At 33.7% G+C, this 22,552-nt stretch carries 16 protein-coding genes; 2 read left to right on the top strand and 14 right to left on the bottom strand.

The features are described from left to right. Positions 1–269: 269 nt before the first annotated feature. From lpdA to truA, 9 genes are all read right to left on the bottom strand, one after another. Entirely contained in the window at positions 270–1,658 is a 1,389-nt protein-coding gene (lpdA, locus tag ACFSC2_RS06640; RefSeq protein ID WP_379817102.1) for a dihydrolipoyl dehydrogenase, read from the bottom strand. A 383-nt stretch (positions 1,659–2,041) separates the two neighbouring features. Continuing rightward, a complete protein-coding gene (locus tag ACFSC2_RS06635; protein ID WP_379817103.1) occupies positions 2,042–2,626 on the bottom strand; it encodes an NUMOD4 domain-containing protein in 585 nt (194 codons plus the stop codon). Between the two features lie 226 nt (positions 2,627–2,852). After that, positions 2,853–3,617: a LytR/AlgR family response regulator transcription factor gene (locus tag ACFSC2_RS06630; protein WP_379817104.1), complete on the bottom strand. Its 765-nt coding sequence runs from the start codon at positions 3,615–3,617 to the stop codon at positions 2,853–2,855. A 181-nt stretch (positions 3,618–3,798) separates the two neighbouring features. Further along, positions 3,799–5,118, bottom strand: a complete 1,320-nt coding sequence (locus ACFSC2_RS06625) for a RagB/SusD family nutrient uptake outer membrane protein (RefSeq protein ID WP_379817105.1) — start codon at positions 5,116–5,118, stop codon at positions 3,799–3,801. 12 nt (positions 5,119–5,130) lie between these two features. Further along, positions 5,131–8,475 carry a SusC/RagA family TonB-linked outer membrane protein gene (locus ACFSC2_RS06620; protein ID WP_379817106.1) on the bottom strand — a complete coding sequence of 1,115 codons (3,345 nt, stop codon included), beginning with the start codon at positions 8,473–8,475 and terminating at the stop codon, positions 5,131–5,133. 18 nt (positions 8,476–8,493) lie between these two features. Then, the gene (locus tag ACFSC2_RS06615; RefSeq protein ID WP_379817107.1) at positions 8,494–11,085 is read right to left on the bottom strand and encodes a zinc-dependent metalloprotease; all 2,592 of its coding nucleotides are present in this window, start codon (positions 11,083–11,085) and stop codon (positions 8,494–8,496) included. Between the two features lie 85 nt (positions 11,086–11,170). Next, on the bottom strand, positions 11,171–12,745 hold the full coding sequence (locus ACFSC2_RS06610; protein WP_379817108.1) for a sensor histidine kinase: 1,575 nt from the start codon (positions 12,743–12,745) through the stop codon (positions 11,171–11,173). Between the two features lie 23 nt (positions 12,746–12,768). Then, the gene (locus tag ACFSC2_RS06605) at positions 12,769–14,523 is read right to left on the bottom strand and encodes an ABC transporter ATP-binding protein (RefSeq protein WP_379817109.1); all 1,755 of its coding nucleotides are present in this window, start codon (positions 14,521–14,523) and stop codon (positions 12,769–12,771) included. Between the two features lie 149 nt (positions 14,524–14,672). Continuing rightward, entirely contained in the window at positions 14,673–15,413 is a 741-nt protein-coding gene (truA, locus tag ACFSC2_RS06600; protein ID WP_379817110.1) for a tRNA pseudouridine(38-40) synthase TruA, read from the bottom strand. 277 nt (positions 15,414–15,690) lie between these two features. Between truA and ACFSC2_RS06595 the strand changes: the two genes are divergently transcribed. Further along, positions 15,691–16,185 (top strand): metallophosphoesterase family protein, encoded by a 495-nt coding sequence (locus ACFSC2_RS06595; protein ID WP_379817111.1) that lies wholly within the window; start codon positions 15,691–15,693, stop codon positions 16,183–16,185. On the opposite strand, the gene ACFSC2_RS06590 is transcribed toward ACFSC2_RS06595, so the two are convergent. The 3 genes from ACFSC2_RS06590 to ACFSC2_RS06580 all read right to left on the bottom strand — a co-directional run bounded on the left by ACFSC2_RS06590 (position 16,186) and on the right by ACFSC2_RS06580 (position 18,332). After that, positions 16,186–17,091 carry a sensor histidine kinase gene (locus ACFSC2_RS06590; RefSeq protein ID WP_379817112.1) on the bottom strand — a complete coding sequence of 302 codons (906 nt, stop codon included), beginning with the start codon at positions 17,089–17,091 and terminating at the stop codon, positions 16,186–16,188. A gap of 11 nt (positions 17,092–17,102) precedes the next feature. Beyond that, on the bottom strand, positions 17,103–17,765 hold the full coding sequence (locus ACFSC2_RS06585; protein ID WP_379817113.1) for a response regulator: 663 nt from the start codon (positions 17,763–17,765) through the stop codon (positions 17,103–17,105). 156 nt (positions 17,766–17,921) lie between these two features. Then, entirely contained in the window at positions 17,922–18,332 is a 411-nt protein-coding gene (locus ACFSC2_RS06580) for a DUF4293 domain-containing protein (protein WP_379817114.1), read from the bottom strand. Positions 18,333–18,515: 183 nt separating this feature from the next. On the opposite strand from ACFSC2_RS06580, the gene rho reads away from it, so the two are divergent. Further along, positions 18,516–20,372: a transcription termination factor Rho gene (gene rho / locus ACFSC2_RS06575; protein WP_379817115.1), complete on the top strand. Its 1,857-nt coding sequence runs from the start codon at positions 18,516–18,518 to the stop codon at positions 20,370–20,372. Between the two features lie 173 nt (positions 20,373–20,545). Here rho and ACFSC2_RS06570 read toward each other — a convergent pair whose 3' ends face one another. Both ACFSC2_RS06570 and ACFSC2_RS06565 read right to left on the bottom strand, forming a co-directional pair. Beyond that, the gene (locus ACFSC2_RS06570; protein ID WP_379817116.1) at positions 20,546–21,562 is read right to left on the bottom strand and encodes a M28 family peptidase; all 1,017 of its coding nucleotides are present in this window, start codon (positions 21,560–21,562) and stop codon (positions 20,546–20,548) included. Positions 21,563–21,571: 9 nt separating this feature from the next. Further along, complete coding sequence (locus tag ACFSC2_RS06565) at positions 21,572–22,543, bottom strand: DUF3667 domain-containing protein (protein WP_379817117.1); 972 nt, start codon at positions 22,541–22,543, stop codon at positions 21,572–21,574. Positions 22,544–22,552: the final 9 nt, after the last annotated feature.

Below are 22,552 nucleotides of genomic sequence, written 5' to 3'. Positions count from 1 at the left end.
GGTCAATAGATAATTTTTTAAAGATGAAATGTAATCAAATATACAAAAGTAATTTAAGGACTATTTCAAAGGACAAAAATTCAACATATTTACGTAGCGATTTCGCGATTATCTTTGTCAAAGTTTAAAACTTTGACAAAGATTTTTATTGCGTAGTTTACATTTTCGTTTCCTAGAATAAAAAAATCCGATTCACTTTCGCAAATCGGATTTTATAAATTGAAAATTATATATAACTCCGTAAAGGGGAACCTTTACATTGTATATTTTTACAAGTGAATTACTTCGCCGTAAGCATCTGCAACAGCTTCCATAACTGCCTCACTCATTGTTGGGTGAGGGTGGATTGCTTTTAAGATTTCGTGACCAGTAGTTTCTAGTTTACGAGCTACAACTGCCTCAGCAATCATATCTGTAACGCCAGCACCAATCATGTGGCATCCTAACCATTCTCCGTATTTAGCATCGAAGATTACTTTTACGAATCCGTCTGCAGCTCCGGCAGCTTTTGCTTTTCCTGAAGCAGAGAATGGGAATTTACCGATTTTTACATCGTAACCTTTTTCTTTTGCTTGTTTTTCTGTTAAACCTACAGAAGCGATTTCTGGAGTTGCATAAGTACAACCAGGAATATTTCCGTAATCGATTGGGTCTACGTGTAAACCTTTGATTTTTTCAACACAGTTAATTCCTTCAGCAGAAGCAACGTGAGCTAAAGCCTGACCTGGAGTAACGTCTCCAATTGCGTAGTATCCTGGAATGTTAGTTTGGTTGTAAGCGTTTACTAAGATTTTATCTCTGTCAACAGCAATACCAACTTCTTCTAATCCGATGTTTTCGATGTTTGTTTTGATTCCAACCGCAGAAAGTACGATGTCAGCTTCAAGAATTTCTTCTCCTTTTGCTGTTTTTACAGTTGCTTTTACTCCGTTTCCAGAAGTATCAATTTTCTCTACAGAAGAGTTAGTCATGATTTTTACACCCGCTTTCTTCATAGAACGCTCCATTTGTTTAGAAACGTCTTCGTCTTCTACAGGAACAATGTTTGGCATAAATTCTACAATAGTTACGTCTGTTCCCATTGAGTTATAGAAGTGAGCGAACTCAACTCCGATTGCTCCAGAACCTACAATAATCATAGATTTTGGCTGTGTCGGCAATGTCATTGCCTGACGGTAACCAATTACTTTTACACCGTCTTGTGGTAAGTTTGGCAATTCGCGAGAGCGAGCTCCAGTTGCGATGATAATGTGATCAGCGCTGTATTCTGTAACTTTATTATCTTTATCAGTAACGTCAAGTTTTTTTCCTGGTTTTAGTTTTCCAAAACCTTCAATAACGTCAATTTTGTTTTTTTTCATTAAAAACTGAACTCCTTTGCTCATTCCTTCTGCAACTCCACGGCTGCGTTGAATTACTGCTGGAAAATCTTTATCGAATTCAGAAACTTTCAATCCGTAATCAGAAGCGTGCTTTAAGTAATCAAAAACCTGAGCTGATTTTAGTAATGCTTTTGTTGGGATACATCCCCAGTTTAAACATACACCACCTAAGTTTTCTTTTTCTACTACAGCTACTTTAAAGCCTAGTTGTGAAGCTCTAATTGCTGTAACATATCCTCCAGGACCACTTCCTAAAACAATAACGTCGTATTTCATTTTTTTGGTTTTTAGTATTAACTACCGAAAAATGAGATTATATCTCCGAAACTCATTTTCCGATTTATTCTTTTGTTATTTGTGCTTGCGAATTTAAGGATTTATTTTAATTTTTCGGGTTTGTTTTTTTTTGTTTCAAGTTTAAGGTTTTAAGTTTTTGACCGAAAACGTTTTCCGCCTCGAATTCCAAGAATTATAAGTTTCAGGTTTTGAGTTTTTGACTAAAATGCTTTTGCCACGAATTACACGAATCAACACGAATTTTATAGTAATTAGTGGAAATTTGTGTAATTCGTGGCAAACTATTTTTTGTACGCTCCGAATTAGCTAAGTTTTACATTACTTAACAACTTGAAACTTGAACTTTCAAACTTGAAACAAAATTAAACCTTCACATGCCCCCAGTTTTCTCCGCTGGCAATTCTTCTGATCTGCATTTCACTTACGCCAAATTGTTTTGCGATCATTTTAAGACGTGTTTTTTGTTCTGGGCGAGCAAGGATTTTCTTGATTAACATTACTTTAGTGGTAGTCAATTTTCGTCCGTCGGCTTTAAGATTGTGTTCGATAAGATTTTTTTTCGCCTGAATAACGCGCGGACTTTTACGGCTGTGAGCCATCATTTCCTGTTTGGTTGCCCAGCGTAAATTATTTACATCATCATTGCTTCGCACGTAATCTAAATGAAGAACATAAGTTTGGTCTTCAGATTGTTTTGGTAAAAAATATTGTGCTACTAATTTGTAAAGGAAGAGGTATTTGTTAACGATTTTGTCGTCTTTTTTTACTTTGAATCGAAAGGTTGGGTAACCATCGCTTAAACCGCCTTTGAGAAGACGTCCTGTTTCTATTTCGTCAGTAAAACTTATTAATCGGCCTCGGTTTGAAATTGCGTATCGTAATTGTAGTGAGGCATTTATTTCTATTTCTTTAAATTCTTCGTTTGGATAAAATCGTATATGTGGCATTTTTCTTTTTCATTTGATGTTTGTTTCTCAAAGATAAAGAATAAACCAAAAAAGAAATGTTAACGTACGGGCTCTGTAGCGCAGTTTTATGATTCTTATAACGCTTTTTTAACGTTTTAAAACGTTTTTAGTATTTTTTAGACAGATTTTAAATCACAATTTAGGAATAATTCAGTTTTTAGCCATTTCTGAAAATCCAAATTTTAAGAAGAATTATAGTTTTAAATTACTGATCGAGCCAGTTTTTGAAATTATTAATCTCTTTTTTACTGATCAAAATGGGGTCATTTTCGGTTGATGGAACCGTTAGAATCAATTCAACTTTCTGCGCAGAATGTTTTATGACCTCTTTTATGATGTTTCTGTGCACAATATATTTTCGATTTATTTTGAAAAAATAAAACGGATCGAGACTATTTATGATGTCGGTAAGGGTATTATTGTACAAATAACTGTTTCCCGATTGTACATGAATAAAAAGGTGTTTTCCTGTAGCAGCAAAATACGTGATTTCTGAATCGTTTATAGAAATAAGTTTATAACCGTGATTGACCAAAAAATGACGCTGTATTTTGGTATTTTCAGGATTTTCGATTGCAACCAAAGATTGAAGAGTAGCATCGCTGTTAAAACTGTCTTTGATTTTTTTGAATTTTGAAAGGGCTTCTAGTAATTCCTGTTCTTCAAAAGGTTTTAAAAGATAATCAATTGTAAAGTGTTTGAAAACCGAAATGGCGTATGAGTCGTAAGCGGTAACAAAAATGACAGGGCAGGAGACGATGGTTTTTTCGAAGATTTCGAGACTTTTTCCATCACCCAAATGAATGTCCATAAAAGCCAGATCAATTCTGTTTTCGCTAAAAAAAGTAACGGCTTCTTTTATTGATTTTAAAACTGTTATTTCGCTTATCTGCAAAATGTCTTGCTGTTCTAAAATAGATTTTAGATAGCTGGAAGCAAGATATTCGTCTTCGACAATTACAATTTTCATTTGCGCTTATTTCTGGTTTTGGATGATTTTAAGCGTTCGTTACAAACCCTCAATCATTTTGCAAATATAGTCTAGTAATTGTTTTATGCAAATTCGTTCGCAAAAGTTTGATTTGGATCTTTATAAATAAAAAAGAGCCCAGCTTTTGGGCTGGACTCTTTTAAAAAAAACAATAGGTAACTTATAGATTGGGATTGTTTAATCTCACATTTGCCGGAACAATAATGGTATAACGTGGATCATTTTGCATCAAAGTATAATCTTGACCTCTATAGTTGTGAATGATTTGTTTTTGAGTAGTTCTTCTCAAATCAAACCAACGGTGTCCTTCTACAGCGAATTCACGTTGTCTTTCATCAGCAATAAAAGTTGTTAAATCTGCAGCATTCATTGCATTTACAGAAGCAACGATTTGATTGTAACCTGCAGTTGTATATCTTTTTTCAACAAAGTTTAAAAGAGTAGTTTTAGCATCATTAAGATTGTTTAATTTTAATGAAGTCTCTGCTTTTGTCAAATACAATTCAGCTGTTCTGAATGAACATTTTTGATCATCATTTCCTCCTTTTTGAATAATGAAATTACTTCCATCTGCTATAAAGTAAATAGGGAAACGTAAATCTGTTGTTTTGTTGTATGCTGCTAATAAATCGTCTGAAGCAAAAGATAATAATTTAATACTATTGATGTAGCCATCTTCAAGAGCCAGAATAGATTCTTTTGAATCGTATTTTGTAGCCAATACAGGTGTCGCTTTTAAATCAACCAAAGTGCTGTTTATCGCTAAAGCTTTGTCGGCAGCATCCTGAGATTTTTGCCATTGCTGCATGTATAAGTACACACGGCTTTCTAAACTGTATATAGCAGCTTTTGAGAAACGGTAGTTTAAACCTTTTGTCTGTGTGTTTACGTTTAATAAATTTTCTGCTTTTTGAGTATCAGAAATAATTTGATTGTAAACCGCTTCTACACTCTGAGAAGGAAATGTTTGCTCTAAATCTATTTCTAGTGCCAACGGAACTCCTTTATCAGAACCTGATGTTGCAGGGTTGTAAGGTTTTGAAAATAAATTAACTAAGTCGAAAAAAGCCATTGCTCTTAAGGCATAAGCCTCTCCAATTAACTGATCTTTTTCAGCAGATGCTGGTAATTTTGGAGCAGCTTCATTAATCACTACGTTAGCGTAAAAAATAGCGCTGTATAAATCCTGGTATTGAAAAGTTGTAGTAATACGATCTGGATTTACGTCTTTCCAGATAAATATATCTTTATAGACTGTGATCTCTTGTGCTGTCTCTTCCATTTTTAATTCATCTGTGCGGACAGCAGTTAATGATTTGTGCTCTGGATATGCAACATAACCAGATGTCAGAACAGCACGGTATTCTTCTAAAGTTTCAGGAATAACTCTACCAACAGGTGTAATGTCTAGATAGTCATCGCAGCTTGCTGCTGTTAAAGCGGCAGCAAAAAGTAATATATATTTTGAGAATTTTTTCATCTTTTATTTTTATTAGAAAGTAACATTACATCCTAAAGTGTATGATTTAGGAACTGGTTGTGCATAAATGTTTCCGAAAGTTTCTGGGTCAAAGTAACCTTTGTAATCAGAACTAATTACGAATAAGTTTCTAGCCTCAACATTAAATCTGATGCTTTGAATGTTAAGATGATCTGTAAATGTTTTAGGAAATGTATATCCTAAACGCACACTGCTTAATCTCATATAGCTCATTTCGCTAGCCCAAGTATCTAAGTAGTTCATCGTTTGGATCGCATTTTTTCCTGAAAAATATTGATATGCCATCCAAGAATCTCCTGTTCCGCCAGTTTCACTTACAATTCCAGGTAAATTAGATGAAGTGTTTGTTGGAGAAGAGGCATTTAAAATATCTCTACTGTAATTTTGTCCTCTGTCAACTTGTGTTCCGTTGTAAGGAGGAGTTCTTGTAACTGTTTGTTTGATGTTAAAAGAAGCAGCCACAGTAAGGTCAAAATTACGTACTTTGAAGCTGTTTGTTAGACCTCCTGTAAATTTAGGATCTCTGTCTCCTAAATAGGTAAATAACTCTCTAAATTCAGCAGGAGATAATCTTGTATCTGAAGATATTCCAGGGAAAACAATATCTGCTAAATCATCATATAAACTAAAGAATGTTTGAGCATTTACAGTTTCTCCTTTTTTGTTTACAAATAATGGGTAACCATTTTCGTCAACACCATTTGTTTTAAATCCAAATACAGAATTTACAGGACGACCTTCTAAACTTGGTAAAAATGCGTTGTCTTGTACCTGTACACGATCTACATTACTTTTGTTGTGAGAAAAGTTGAAGCTTGTGTTCCATGAGAAATTAGGACGATCAATATTTCTTGTAGACAAAGTGATTTCGTAACCTTTGTTGCTTACTTGTGCCCAGTTCATGTTTGTATATTCGTAACCATTTTCTAATGGAAGTGCTCTTGAACCAATTAAATCAGTACTTTTTCTGGTATAATAATCGGTTACGATACTAATACGGTTGTTAAATAATCCAATATCAGCACCAACGTTTGTATTTGTAGTTTTTTCCCAACGTAATTTTTCATTTGGAGGACTTATCACTACAATAGTAGGTTCAGTTTGACCAGGAAGGATAGTAGCTGTACTATTTGCACCTACTACATAAGGAGAAGTACCTTTATCAATATTTCCTTGTAAACCGTAAGAAGCACGAAGTCTTAAGTTAGATAATGTTAAATTGTCTTTTAAGAAATCTTCTTCAGAAACAGTCCATGACGCAGATGTTGACCATAATGGCAGGTATTTGTATTTAGGATCTACACCAAATAAATCTGAACCGTCGTATCTAACACTTCCAAAAACATTATATTTTTTATTATAAGTATATGCTGCTGTAGCAAAGAACGATGCAAAAGCATTTTCATTTTTAGTTTTAGCGTAAGAGATCCAATCTGATTCCTTTGCAAAACCAGCATTTGGGAAAACAATTTGCTGTGTAGTTAAGGTTTTATCATTAAAACCAAAACCTTTTGTTGAAACATATGTATTGTAATTTCTTCTTAACTCGTTACCGATCATGGCTTCGATTTCGTGTTTTTCACCTATACGTTTAGAGTAATTCACCATCGTTTTTAGGTTGTACTGAAAGAAGTCTGTATTAGAATTTTGGATAATACCGCCAGTAGGAAGGAAATACATTTGTTTTCCACCACTAAAGTATCTTGATCTTTCTTTGTATGTTCTTGTATAGTACGTTTCTGCACCAGCAAATTTTTCACTAGATGTGTTATCCAATTGTAAACCTAACTGAGAAGTTACTTTTAAATCTTTAGTTACTTTATATTCAGCATCTAATAACGCTTTTACAGATCTTGTTTTTAACTCGTTAGATGTATTCTCTCTTTCTTCTAAAAAGTTGAATGGGATATAATCACCATTGCTTAGTCCAACAACATCTCTGTCGTATTTATAACTTCCGTCTGCATTATAAGGAGTTAAATATGGATTTACGTTTCTAGAATAATTTCCAATATTTGTTTGCGCATTAATGTCTGTCAAGTAAGATGTAGTTTTGTTTTCTGCGCCAAAAATTCCAACACCTACTTTAAATTTATCTGTAATTTCAAAGTTGTTTTTTAATGTTAAGTTGTAACGTTTGAAACCAGTTCCAACAGTTGTACCTTTCTCATCATAGTAACCTAAAGAGAAGTAGTAATCTGATTTTTCACCACCACCAGATAAACTTAAACCGTGCTGCGTATTAATTGCAGTTTGGTACAATAAGTTACCCCAGTTAGTATTGTTTCCTCTTAAAGCATTGATAGATTGTTGTGTAGCAGGGCTTAAAGCGGAGAAGCCTCCATTTCTGTATGCGTTTAATTCATTTGATGAATTAAGAATACGAGCAATATCACCACTAGTAGTTCTATATGATAAATCATCACGTGAAGCAAGACCAAGTTCGAAATCAACTTTTTCGTTAGAGTTCATTAAGTTTAACTTAGAAAATTCAGGTCTTTGTGTAATAAAGGTATTGGTATTAAAACTTACTACCATTTTACCAGCACGTCCTTTTTTTGTAGTTACGATGATAACACCATTTGCAGCACGAGCACCGTAGATAGCAGTTGCAGCTGCATCTTTAAGAATAGTAATATCTTTAATATCATCAGGGTTTAAACCTGCGATAGAATAGTTAGTAAGATTGTCGATGTTGTCTTTATCTAAGTTTTTAGGAACATCATTGCTTTCTAATGGCAAACCGTCCAATACCCATAAAGGATCTTGTGTACCATTAAGAGAAGCTGTACCCCTGATTCTAATTTTTGCAGGCGCTCCAGGTGCTCCAGATGGAGTACTTACAGCAACTCCGGCAATTTGTCCAACTAATAATTGGTCAATGCTCGAAACCCCTGTCTGCTGAATTGCTGCCATGTCGATTTTGGAAACCGCAGCAGTAAGTTTTCTTTTCTCAATTTTTTGGTAACCTGTTACTACAACTTCTTGAAGTTTTGCAGTTTCAGATTTTAAGTTGATAGTATAGTTCTTTTGACCATCTAATTCAAGTGTATACGATTTGTACCCCATAAAAGTAACCCTCAAAGAAGTAACTTTTGTACCTATCTTTAATTGGAATTTACCGTCGAAATCTGTCGTCGTTCCAATACTTTCACTCTGAATAATTCCGGCGTGAGAAGTTTTGTTTGAGATCGAATTGTTCTCGATAAAAATAGAAGCACCAGGAATTGGCTGCTGGTCAGCTTCATCTAAAATAATCCCCGTAATGGTTCGGGTTTCCTGCGAGTATCCTGCGATGGCCAGGAACAGCAGTAAGGCATGTAAAATTTTTTTCATGTTTTTGGAATTGGGTATTTAAAAGGTTGTATTATTCAAAGCTTTTTCGATTCGTTGTATCAAATCGAGGTAATGATTTTTGGTGGATTGATCACCTGTGCTTTTCTTCATTTTTAATAATTGAAGCACTTTATATAATTCTCCTTTTTTGTCAGAAGTCACTTCTGCAACTCTTTTTAAGGAAGTGTTATTAATATTTCTTGCCATGTGAGCATCATCTAAAGAACATAAATGAGGCATTTGTAATGTTTCTTGTATATCAATTGCTTTTTTAACGTCTGTTTTTTCAAATAATTTGTTTATAGAAACAATCAAAACATCCACATAATTCTTCTGCGTCGTACGTTCCATGATCGATAGCGATTTGTTTTGAAGTGTTCCTGCAAATACACTTTGATGTATTTTTAAAAACAAATCATTTACGGTAAAAACCTTCTCAGTGGTTTTATTCCCCTGGTATAATTCGTTTTCTGTCATTCTCAGCAGACGATCATCACTCAATAACTTATACAAAACATCGTACTGTATGTCTCTCGAAAGTGTATAAGCAGTATATTCATAAGGTCCAATTGGAGAATCTTTAAGTGGATTGGTTTTGTCTAAAATGTCATTAAAAAACAACCATTTAGGCATTGAGATTACATTTTTTACTAAATAATCTGCTGCTCTTTTTTGCATTGAAGCGGCAACTGGAACGTAACTTTTTTTATTATCTCCATGAACAGTAGGATTTAAGTAAACACCACCAATATTATTCATTACATGAAAATTGTACATATTCCATTGACCAATAGTTCCCATGTATAATTTACCAGTCTCATAATATGATTGATCTTTGTCATAAGTCCAGTTTATAATATTGTCAACAACGCGCTTAAGATTTTTTAAACCATATTCGCTTGCCTTAACAGCATCATTTCCTAAATCTTCAGACTGGGAACGCGGGTCAATTATATTTGCCTGTTGTTCGCCGTAAAAGTAAATGGGGTCATTTTGATGTTTTGTAATTAAGGCGTTTAGTTTTGTTGTTTCGTTTTCGTCAGGCGAATACCATCTGTAACCCCATTCAATAGCATATTTATCATATTCTCCAATTTTTGGAGTAATAACTGTAACATTGTCTTCTGGCTGCGCTACATAGTTATAACGTGCATAATCCATAATAGATGGCGCTGTTCCGCCCATTTTTGCTGTAAACTCTTTAGATCTTAAAGACTCAACATCATAAGCAAAAGAAGAACCCATATTATGTTTAAGACCAAAAGTATGACCCACTTCGTGAGATGAAACAAAACGAATTGCTTCTCCCATATGTTCATCACTGAATACATTACCTCTTGCTTTTGGGTCAATCGGACCAGTCTGAATACGCATCCAGCTCTGTAGTGAAGTCATCACGTTATGCCACCAGATAATATCTGACTCAATAATTTCACCGCTTCTTGGATCAACAACCGAAGGGCCCATGGCGTTTGATTTTTGAGATGCAGCATAAGTGATAACTGAATAACGCACATCATCGACATCAAAATCCAAATCTTGTTCTGTTGGTTCTTTTGCAATAATTGCATTTTTAAAACCAGCTTTTTCAAAAGCAACCTGCCAATCGTGTACCCCTTCTATGATATATTTTCTCCATTGTTTTGGAGTCGATGGATCGATGTAATAAACGATTGGTTTTTTCGGCTGCACTAATTCACCTTTCAAATAACGCTCTTCATCTTCCTTTTTTGGTTCTAAACGCCAGCGTGTAATCAGTTCTTTTTCAAGTACTGCTTGCTGTGTATCGGTATAATACCAATGCTTTTCGGTAAAGAATCCAATTCGGTTGTCAGAAAAACGTGGTTTCATTGGAGTTTTATCCAACAAAATAATATTACTTGTCACACCAAGTGTTATTGGTAAAGACTGTCCGCCTTCGCTGAATGAAGTTGTCAGCTGTGATTTTATTACAATGTTTTTAGGGAAAGATTTTAATCCCTCTATATAAGAATGCTCAGATTTTACAGAACCACCAAGACCAATGTTGCTCAAAACATCATTGAAGCTTTTTTGTTTTCCGTCAAAAATCTTATTTACTTTAATAACAACAGCTGTCGAATCATTATTTTTAGTTTCAATATCAAAAACTTCAATAATAGATTCGGCGAAATTATTTTTTACAGATTCTGTAATCGCATCTTCTTTTGGTGAAGAAACTTTAGGAACATACGATTTTACCCAGACTTTTTTTGCGATGGTATCTTTATAAAAACTAATGACTTTGTTTTCATAATTCATTCCTTTATTTAAACCAGCGTCATTAAGTTGGAAAGGAACCTGAGATAATTTATTGACAACTAAAAATTCTCTTTTAAATAAGCTGTCCTGAATTTCAAAATAAACATCTGTTTTAACTTGAATAATATTAAAAAGTCCTTTTTTTACTGTTCCTTTTTTTACAAGGTCATCGTATTTTTTTCCTTTTTTAGAATCAGTAGAATCTTTAGAGATTTCAGTTGAGTCTTTTTTGTCCTTCTTTTTCTTTTGAGAATGAGCGGTAACAGGAACTAATAATAAAATAAATAAGCAAAATGTTATAAAGCTATGCAGGAATGCCTTTTCCTTCATCAGATGTTAAGTTTAGGTTAATTTTTGACCGAAACTATTTTGTTTTAACGTAGTAAAAAAACAAAAAGGAGTGAATGGCTTTTTTTTAGGAGTGAGTGGATATTAATGGAAGAATACAGACAAAATTGCCGTCTTTTTCTGAGGTTTTAAAATCGGTTTTTGAGTAGTATTTATAGATGCTTTTCAGGTAATTTAAACCAAATTTTGTGCTCGGTTCAGCAGTCAATTTCTTTTGTAAATTATTACTGATAATTACTTGATTTGTTTGAATCAGAATTTTCGTAGTTAACGGATTTTCTTGTGTTGCAGCATTATGCTTTATAGCATTTTCAACAACAGTCTGAAAAGCTAAATACGGAATATGTTTCTCCAAAGCAGCTTCGTCTTCTATTTCTATTGAAAAGAAAAGCTCTTCTTTAAAACGGGTCTGTTGTAAAAAAATGTATTTTTCGATAAATAATAATTCGTCCTTTAGAGAAACAATATTCTCTTCTGGCGGATCAATTAAATATCTGTATATGCGAGATAAATTCAGCGTAAATTTTTGCGCCACTTTAATGTCACTTCCAATTAGCATATAAAGTGAATTGAGCGAATTAAATAAAAAGTGCGGATTCATCTGCTCCTTTAATTGCTGCAGCTGAATCAACGCTTTTTCTTTGATGATTTTTTCGTTTTCAACCAAAAGCCTGTTTTTCTCCTTAATTGCAATTCCTTTTTCTCGATATGCGCGTCTATTAGCATAAGAGAATAAATAGAAAATTAGCAAAAGCATTACAGTTGTTATCGAATAGATCCAAGTCGAATATTTTTTGATTGATGCTACATTTTCATCCATAGAAAATTTTGGAAAATTGACGCATACAAACCACTGTGAATTTTTTAAATCTAATCTTTTAGTAAATCGAATAACATCCAATTTTAAAAACTCAGAAATAGTTACTCTTTTTACGTAATCCTGTTTTTTAGTAAAAATAGTATCAATAGATCGGGTAGAAGAGACTTTGTAAATATTTTTGCCTATAAATGTAGAATCCGGATGATAAATACATGTTCCCGATTTATCAAAAATAAAAGCATAATTGGTTGCCGATTTAGACTTATCTATATTAGAAAAATAATCACGAAGTTTTTTTAAGTTGATATCATAACCATAACGTACTGTCGTGTTTTTAGAATTGAGTTTAAAATAAATTCGCCAAACCCATTCTTTTCCCTGTGGTATAACGGCGCTGAAATGATCAGAATTTTTATTTTTTAGAATAAAATCTGTTACTTCTTTTTTTACGCCATCAGAAATAGAATCATTTCCAAACTGAATTTTATTATCATTGATTTGAAACCAATTGTCTACAACCAGAAAATTAATACTCTGGACCGAAGACAAAATTTGTAAGTTCGCCGTTAGATCTTCTTTCTTGCTGATTTTTAAAACATGTTTTACTCGGTTTTCATGTTCTAGTTGTTTAGAAAACTCCTGTGATAAAAATTCCTGTTTTTTCAAAAAATTACGCTCCGATATTTCATCATTTGCCTTTTCTGTCAAATCGGTAATCAAATTACTCAAAATGTAAACAGAAGAAACCGTAATAAGAATAGAAACCGCTACATAAATTATAAAGGCTTTTCTAGAAGTTATTTTTTTTAATCTAAATTTCAAAGAATAGTATTTGTATTTACAACTTAATTGGCAACAGCAAATTGCGAGTCGTATAAGTTTTTATAATAACCATCAGTTTTATGCAATAATTCCTGATGCGTTCCTTGTTCCACAATCAAACCTTTGTCCATTACCACAATTTTATCGGCATTTACAATCGTAGCCAATCGGTGTGCAATAATAATAGAAGTTCTTCCTTTTGTAATCGTTTCGGTCGCACGCTGAATCATTTCTTCAGAATACGTGTCAATAGACGAAGTCGCTTCATCTAAAATCAAAATACTCGGATTACTTACATAAGAACGTAAAAAGGCAATCAGCTGTCTTTGTCCAGACGACAGCATCACACCGCGTTCTTTTACATCAAAATCATAATTATCCGGCAGATTCATAATAAAATCATGAACACCGATTTTCTTTGCCGCATCGATTACTCGATCTCTTGTAATTTCTGGATTATGCAAAGTGATGTTATTATAAATTGTATCGGCAAACAAAAACACATCTTGAAGTACAACAGCGATTTGTTTTCTAAGCGAAGCCAAAGTATAATCTTCAATATTTTCGCCGTCAATACAAATCGTACCACTGTTAATTTCGTAAAAGCGATTCAAGAGATTAATAATAGTAGATTTTCCAGCACCGGTAGAACCCACAATCGCAATCGTCTGCCCAGCCGAAACGGATAAATCAATTCCTTTTATTACTTCTTCTTCTGGAATATAACTAAAACGGACGTCCTTAAATTCGATACTTCCTTTAAAAACAGGTGCTTCAAGAGTTCCTGTATCTTGAATATGATCTTGCGTGTCGATAATATCAAAAACACGATTGGCTGCAATCATTCCCAACTGCATTTCATTAAACTTATCAGCAATTTGTCGTAACGGATTAAAAAGCATTCCGATGAACATCGTGTACGAAAACAAATCTCCAAAAGTCGTAAAGTGATCGCCATTCAAAATTCTGAATCCGCCATAAACGACAACCAGACCTAAAGTAATAGACGAAATAATATCGGCAATCGGAAAGAAAATCGAGTTGTACAAAATCGTTTTAATCCACGCTACTCGATGTTTATTGTTAATGTCTTTAAAATTTTCGGCTTCGATTTTTTCGCGGTTAAAAAGCTGTACGATTTTCATTCCCGTGACACGCTCCTGAACAAAAGAGTTCATGTTGGCAATCTGCGTTCTTACTTCCTCAAAAGCAACCTGCATTTTGCGCTGAAAAATTCGAGTCACATAAACCAGAATTGGCATTGCAATAACCACAATCCAAGTCAGTTTCCAGTTCATATAAAACATAAAAAGGAGCACCACCAGCATTTTCATCAAATCGCTTATAATCATAAACAATCCCTGGCTGAAAATACGAGCAATTGATTCAATATCCGAAACAGCTCGAGTAACCAGCTGTCCAACCGGAACCAAATCAAAATACTTCATTCTAAAACTCAAAATGTGCTCAAAAAGTTTCGTGCGAATATCTTTTACAATATCCTGCCCAAGCCAGTTCGCCCAATAAACAAAGTAAAATTGCGAAAAAACCTCCAGCAGTAAAACCACGCCCATTAAAATAATGTACATCAACAAACCATACTGATCGTGCGTCTTAATATATCCGTCAACAGTTTGTTTTAATAAGTAAGGACGAAGCGCCGCAAAAATAGACAGCGAAATGGCAAAAATAATTACGCCATAGTAACGCCATTTATAGGGCTTCGTATATTTTAAAATTCGTTTAAATAAACCAGTATCAAATGCTTTTGCTTTCATTTATTTTTTAGGAGCTTCTTCCTGCTTTCCGTTACAAGTTTTTTTTTAAAATTGGTTTTTGTATTGTTTTTATAAGAGCTTCCTCCGGTCGCTTTATAAAAACACAAAAACATAATTTTTTTCAAAAAAGCTTTTCACTTCAATCAGGGCTATTTTATGATGTAATCGTAATTAACTTTTGTTAAATATAAACCATGTGCCGGAACCGAAAATCCAGCTTTTTCTCTGTTTTTGCTGGCAATGATATCTTCAAAATCAGTCAAAGTAATTTTCTTTAAACCAATATTGATCAACGTGCCTACAATTGCCCGAACCATATTTCTTAAAAATCGATTAGCCGAAATCGTAAAAATCAATTTGTCGTTTTCCTGTTTCCAATATGCCTCAAAAATTGTACAGTCATAGGTATTAACATCTGTATTTGATTTAGAGAAACATTGAAAATCAGTATGCTTAAACAAAATTTGTGCGGCTTCATTCATCAAATCCAAATCCAATTTCTGACTCATATACCAGCTCAAATTCTCCAAAAAAGGATTTTTAAAAGTATTAATATGGTATTCATACGTTCGCTTTTTTGCGTCAAATCGGCAATGTGCATCATCTTGAACCAAAATAATGTCAAAAATTGCAATGTCTTTTGGAAGATAAGAATTCAATTTATGCACCAAAACCGGAACGTCTAAATTCTTTTCAGTATCAAAATGGCCAAACATTTCTGTCGCGTGAACACCCGTATCGGTTCGCCCAGCACCCATAATACTGATTGGTTCATTTAATAAAACAGAAAAAGCTTTGTTTAAAGTTTCTTGTACAGAAGATGCATTTGGCTGTATCTGCCAGCCATGAAAATGTGTTCCGTTATAAGCAAATTGAATAAAATATCTCACTTTTGAGGTTCAAAGGTTCAGAGTGGCAAAGGTACAAAGGTTTTTTGACTTTAGGCACAAAGCTGCAAAGAGACAAAGATACAAAGGTCTTTTGTTGTGTTTTAAATTGTGAGATACATACACAGCAGTATCTTGTGACGAGAGATTGTCAAATAAGAAATTTTAATAATAAAGATTTTTCTTGAGAAAATCTTTGTTTTCCTATAACTTCACAGTTTGGTAAGTAGAGAAAAACCTTTGTACCTTTGCCACTCTGAACCTTTGTCCCTTTAAAGAAATGAAAAAAATCCTTCTCCTTTCTGATACGCACAGCCATATTGATGATACCATTTTAAAATATGTTGCACAGGCAGATGAAGTCTGGCACGCCGGTGACATTGGTGATCTCATTGTTACAGACACTATAAAGAAATTAAAACCTTTAAGAGCGGTATACGGAAATATTGACGACGCAAAAGCAAGAATGGAATTCCCGCTTCATAATCGATTTTCTTGTGAGAATGTATCAGTTTGGATCACACATATCGGAGGTTATCCAGGAAAATACAATCCAGCTGTTCGAGAAGAATTAGCAAAGAATCCACCTAAGATTTTTATTTGCGGACATTCGCATATTTTAAAAGTAATGTTTGATAAAAAGAACAATCTTTTGCACATGAATCCCGGAGCAGCCGGAAAAAGCGGTTTTCATAAAGTGAGAACAATGTTACGATTTGTAATTGACGATGATAAAATCAAAGATTTGGAAATCATCGAAATAGGAGAGAAGTAATTAATGTGGAATTGGAATCAGAATTTTAATCGATGTGCCTTTGCCGGCATTAGAAATAATAGATAAATTTCCTTTGTATTTTTTAATTCGGGCTCTAATTCTATTTAGTCCAAAACCTTCGGCATCTTTTAGTTTTTGGGTTTTAAAACCGATTCCGTCGTCGTGAATATGGATAACCAGCTGATTGTTTTTTTCTTTAAGGATAATTTGTGCTTTTTGAGCTTCACTGTGTTTTATAATGTTGTTAAAGAGTTCAGAAACAATGAAATAAATTTTCATTTCAAATTTTTCAGAATATCTTTTATCAGTCGAAACCGAACTTGAAAATTCAAAAGAAATGGTAGAATTAGAATTCTTTTCGCATAAATCTTCTAAAGCATAAATCAATCCGAAACGCACCAAAAGAGTCGGAACCAAATCATGAGACATATCCCGAAGTAAATCGTGTGCTTCAGTTAAAATTGTTTTTGCCTTCTTTATTTCATCAGATTCTATTTGATTTTGTGTAGTAAAAACGTTCAAATGAAGTCCCGCCGATGACAAAAGAGAATTAATGTTGTCGTGTAAAAAAGAGGCTATTTTTTTTCGTTCAATTTCCTGAGAATCAATACCGGAATTAATAACGTCAAGTAATATTTTCTGCTTAATATCTTTTCGTTTTATCTTCTGTTTTAGTTTGTTATTCTGATAAAAAAAGTAAAACAGAAAAAATAGGATCACAATTAAAACGATAGAAAGGCTGACTACTTTTTTATTGCGAAGTTGTTCTGATTTTCGAAACTCTGGAGTATTGTTTTTTTTAACTGCTGAAACACTATTTTGTTCAGATGGCGTCTGACTAAAAGCTGGATTGCTGTTTAGAGTAATCAGAAAAAGAAAGTAGAGAAGTATTCTAAAAGCAGTCATTTGAAACTGATTTAAGGATTGATAAGGTTATTTTTTAAAGCATATTTAACCAAACCGATCGAGCTTTTAATATTCAGTTTTTTCATGATGTTTTTTCGGTGTGTTTCTACCGTATGAGCGCTTATATAAAGCTTCTCGCTAATTTCTGTACCGCTGTATTCTAAAGCGATAAGTTTTATTATTTCAATTTCACGCGGACTTAAAAATTGATTTTCGGTATGTGTATTTTGATTTATTTTTGGATCTTTTTCTCTAAAAGAATCGAAAATTTTCTGCTGGACAGCATCCGAAAAATATTCTTGGTTATCATTAACAACTTCAATAGCTTCAATGATATTTTCTCCTGCACATTTTTTAGTAAGATAACCTTTTGCTCCCAGTTTCATTACTTCTCTAATGATTTTTAAATCATCATAACTAGATAAGATGATGATTTTGCAGGGCGATTCTTTTTCTTTAAATTCCTTTAAAACAGCAATTCCGTCTTTACCAGGCATACTGATATCAAGAACCAATATAGAAGCATTGTTTTCTAGAACGTCTTGATAAACCGTTGAGCCATCTGTTGAAGTTCCAGCAATTTCAAAATTAGGAACCGTCTGCAATAGATTGGACAAACCATCAAGAAGAACCTGATGATCATCTGCAAGATGGATCTTAATTTTGGTTGCCATAATGAGTTTTAAAAAGCGAAGCCAAATTTACGAAAAAAATATCTTACAAATGTTGTTTTTGTAAGGTTTTTCGAGTCTTTTGTTTAATGTGGGAAACAAAAAAAACCTGAATAAAAATTCAGGTTTTCTTCGCACAAATAAATTAAGTTTATAGGTTTATCTCAAACGGTCTACAGATTTTACAAGATCTTCGTCCTTTTTGATGGCCTTATTAGCTAAAACTAATAACACGATAGCAACAATCGGAAGAAACATCCCAATACCTTTCTCAGAGACCTGAGTCTCTCCAGATAAATTTAGTGATCGATATACAAATAATCCTAATAAAATTAAGTTTAATATTATATTTAGTCTGTTTAACACAAACTGGTTTTGTCTTTTTTTGAATGAAATAATACTGATAATACTAAGCATTGTTGTCAAACCTAATAAAATAGTATAAAGCTGATCCTGCATAAAAAAGAAAGGCTTTCCGTCAGCGGTTGTCCAAAGCGGTATAAACAGCATTAGGATACCTGTTGCGGCAAAGGCAAGAATTAAATATACAGTCTGAATTCTTTGTAACATAATCTAAAATTGTTTTACAAAAATATATTTTCTTTTTTTAAAATACTATTGTATGATTAAATTTTATTCGTATTATTGCATCATAATACCGTAAGCACTTCATACTGCGGTTAGTTCAAAAAAATTATCTACCTATTCTTTTTACAGTTTTTCCTTTAAAATAATTAAATTCATAGAATATTCATGTTTGATATTTCTGCATTAAAAGAAATGAAGCTTGCTGAGCTTCAAGAAATAGCTAAGTTAGCTAAAACAATAAAGATTAATGGTGTCAAAAAAGAGACTTTAATTAGTCAGATTTTAGCTCACCAAGAAACATCTCTTGCCGCTCCAGAAGCTCCAAAAGCCGAAACTGTTAAAGAAGTTACAGATGAAAAACCAAAACGTGCAAGAATAGCACCGGTTAAAAAAACGGCAAATGCAAAAAATGCACCAGTTATAGAATTTGATCAAGTAGAGGAAACTGTCTCAGAGAACAAATCGCCAGAAGTTGTAAAGGAAACTGAAGCAGTTGCGCCAGAAGAAATTAAATCAAACAAAACAGCAGAGAAAAAAGAGCCTAAAATTGTAAAATTTAGTAAATCTGCTTACGAAAAGAAAGTAGCTCTTAAAAAGGAAAAAGAAGCAGCAAAAGATACTATCGTTACTGAAAATGAGGTAACTGAAAATATAGCAGCAGAAAATACACCAACAGAAAATACAACTGCAGAAAGTACAGTCTCAGCAACTCCAGAGGCAGAAATCGAAAAACAAGCTCCTGCAGCAAAAAAGATTAATCCGAACCAGAACAAAAACCAAAATCAAAACCCGAATCAGAATCAAAATCAAAACGGGAATGGTAACGGAAATCACAACAACCAGAATCAAAACCCTAATCATAAAAATAAAAAGAATAACAGCAATTTCAGAGATTCAGATTTTGAATTTGACGGAATTATCGAAAGTGAAGGTGTTCTTGAAATGATGCCGGACGGTTACGGATTCTTACGTTCATCAGATTATAATTATTTAGCTTCTCCAGATGATATTTATTTATCGACTTCACAAATTAGATTATTTGGTCTAAAAACAGGAGATACTGTAAAAGGAGTGGTTCGTCCTCCAAAAGAAGGCGAGAAGTTTTTCCCTCTTGTTCGTGTATTAAAAATTAATGGACACGATCCGCAGGTTGTTCGCGATAGAGTTTCTTTCGAACACTTGACACCAGTTTTTCCTTCAGAAAAATTCAAATTAGCCGAAAAAGGCAGTTCTATTTCAACCCGAATTATAGATTTGTTTTCACCAATTGGTAAAGGACAGCGTGGTATGATCGTTGCGCAGCCAAAAACGGGTAAAACAATGCTCTTAAAAGACATTGCTAACGCAATTGCAGCAAATCATCCAGAAGTTTATTTGATCGTTCTTTTGATCGACGAACGTCCAGAAGAGGTTACGGATATGCAACGAAGTGTTCGCGGTGAGGTTATCGCGTCAACATTTGACAGAGAGCCTCAAGAACACGTAAAAATTGCCAATATCGTTCTTGAAAAATCAAAACGTTTAGTAGAATGCGGGCACGATGTTGTTATTTTACTAGATTCTATAACACGTTTAGCAAGAGCTTACAATACCGTACAGCCAGCGTCAGGAAAAGTATTAAGTGGTGGTGTTGATGCCAATGCATTACAAAAACCAAAACGTTTCTTTGGAGCGGCTAGAAATGTAGAGAACGGAGGTTCGTTAAGTATCATCGCAACTGCATTGACAGAAACAGGTTCTAAAATGGACGAGGTGATCTTCGAAGAGTTTAAAGGAACAGGTAACATGGAACTTCAATTAGATCGTAAGATAGCCAATAAACGTATTTTTCCTGCAATCGATCTTACGTCTTCAAGTACACGTCGTGACGATCTTTTATTAGACGAAAAAACATTACAAAGAATGTGGATCATGCGTAAATATCTATCAGACATGAACCCAGTAGAATCAATGGATTTCGTAAACGATAGATTCAAAAAAACCAGAAACAACGAAGAGTTTTTGATTTCGATGAATGACTAGAGGAGGAAGTTGCTAAGTTTCTAAGATGCTAAGCTGCTAAGTTTTTTTAGCTTTGAGAAAATCAAAATATAAAATAAAAAAGGATGAGTTTTACTCATCCTTTTTTATTTTAACAAGCTTAAGAGAAAACTTAGAAGCTTAGCATCTCAGAAACTCAGAAGCTTTAAAAAACTTTACTTCTTATCCACTACCGGTCTAGTCTCTCTATTTGCTAAATCCCATGCAAGTACAAAGGCAAGCTGTGCTCTTTTTGTTAAAGCGTCGTATTCAATTTTTTCTGGCGTATCATCTTTTCCGTGATAATCTTCATGAACTCCATTGAAGAAAAAGATTGACGGAATACCGTGTTTAGCAAAATTATAGTGGTCAGAACGCTCGTAGAAATGATTAGGATCTTTTGGATCGTTGAATTTGAAATCCAAATCCATTTTGATGTATTTTTCGTTTTGTGCTACCACAGCATCGTGCAATTGCGATGATAATCTGTCCGCACCAATAACATACACATAATTGTTCGTTTTAGCGTGTTCTACATCACGACGTCCGATCATATCGATATTGATATCCGTAATTGTGTTTGCAATTGGGAATAACGGGTTTTCAGAGTAAAAACGAGATCCGTGTAAGCCGTGTTCTTCGCCAGTTACGTGAAGAAATAAAATAGAACGTTTTGGTCCGTGGCCTTGTTTTTTAGCTTTAGCAAAAGCTTTGGCTATTTCCATAACCGCTACAGTTCCAGAACCGTCATCGTCAGCTCCGTTGTAAACTTCACCGTCTTTGATTCCGACATGATCATAGTGTGCAGAAATTACCAGGATTTCTTCTGGTTTTTCAGAACCTTCAATAAATGCCCAGATATTTTCAGAATCCTGAAGGTTTTGGTTGCGTCTTGCGTTTAAATAAGAAGCTGGAATGCGCTGATAATAATCTGAAGCTCCTTTTGGAAACGAAATACCATTTTTTTGATATTGTTCAATCATATAAACACCTGCTTTCTTTTGTCCTTTTGAGCCTGTTTCACGGCCTTCCATTTCATCAGAAGCAATTACATAAAGCATTTTCTTTAAATCTTTTTGAGTAATAAGATTTACATATTTTGTTGGATCCGAATTGTCTTTTGATGCCGTTGCCTGTGATGTTTTACAGGAATAGGCAGAAGCAATCAATAATAAAATAAGCAATTTTTTCATTTGCTGTAGTTAGTGTAAGTTAATAAATGTGTAAAGAACGTAAAAGGTTAGTAAAAATAGAATAAAAAGTGAATTTATAATGAATAATGTTACGCTTTTAACAAATGATACAATTCGTGATTCGCCATAAAAGCGATGATGTGCAGGATAAAAATAATAACACATCCAGATAGTTCCCACGATGCTGACCAAAGTAGAAATAAAGCTCAGCGGGCTGTCTTCTCCAAAAAGTCCAATTAAACGATCTACAACAAACATAATCAGGAAGATCAAGAGTAAAAACGAAAAATAATGCAGCGTGAAAATGCCGTGATCAAAATAATACCAACGCTTTTTGTTGTGAAAAAGCCACAGGAAGAAAGCAAAAAACGGCATTATTATAAATAGAATTTTAGGAAGATTATGAAAAAAGGATTCGATGAATTTTTCGATAATTTCCTTTTTAGTGTTTTTCTCTGTTACATGTACCGCTTTTTCATAAACCCAGTACGAAAATGCATTAAGTTTCTTGTCTTCAGGACCATATTTCTGAATAGAATCGATTTCTTTCATCGATTTCATTTTGAAATACTTATCGGCTTCTTTTTTAAATTCTTTGTTTTTGCTGTTTTTAATTATGTTTTCACTGATTTCTTTTCCGTTGTCGTTAATTTGATCGGAGACTTTACTCGGAAATATCGCAATTAATAAAAACGTAATAAAACTGATGAAAATATACAGTCGAACGGGAGCAAGATACGATAAACGCTTGCCTGACAAATATTCTTTTGTTAAAGTAGCAGGCTTAAGAAGCAGATTTATGATTGTTTTCCAAAATGCATTTTCATAATGCGTTAAATCTTCAAAAAAGTGTACAAATAAATGATGAAATGTCTTTCGAGTATCGCTGTTTTCCTGACCGCAGTTAGGGCAGAACTTCTGTTCGACCACATGTCTGCAGTTTAAACAGGTTTTGTCTTCTCTGATTTTATTATGTGACATTGGTTTGTT

Source organism: Flavobacterium artemisiae, assembly GCF_042678225.1.
Taxonomy (GTDB): domain Bacteria; phylum Bacteroidota; class Bacteroidia; order Flavobacteriales; family Flavobacteriaceae; genus Flavobacterium; species Flavobacterium artemisiae.
The sequence above is the reverse complement of the archived record's forward strand: the minus strand, read 5'-3'. Positions and strand labels throughout refer to the sequence as shown.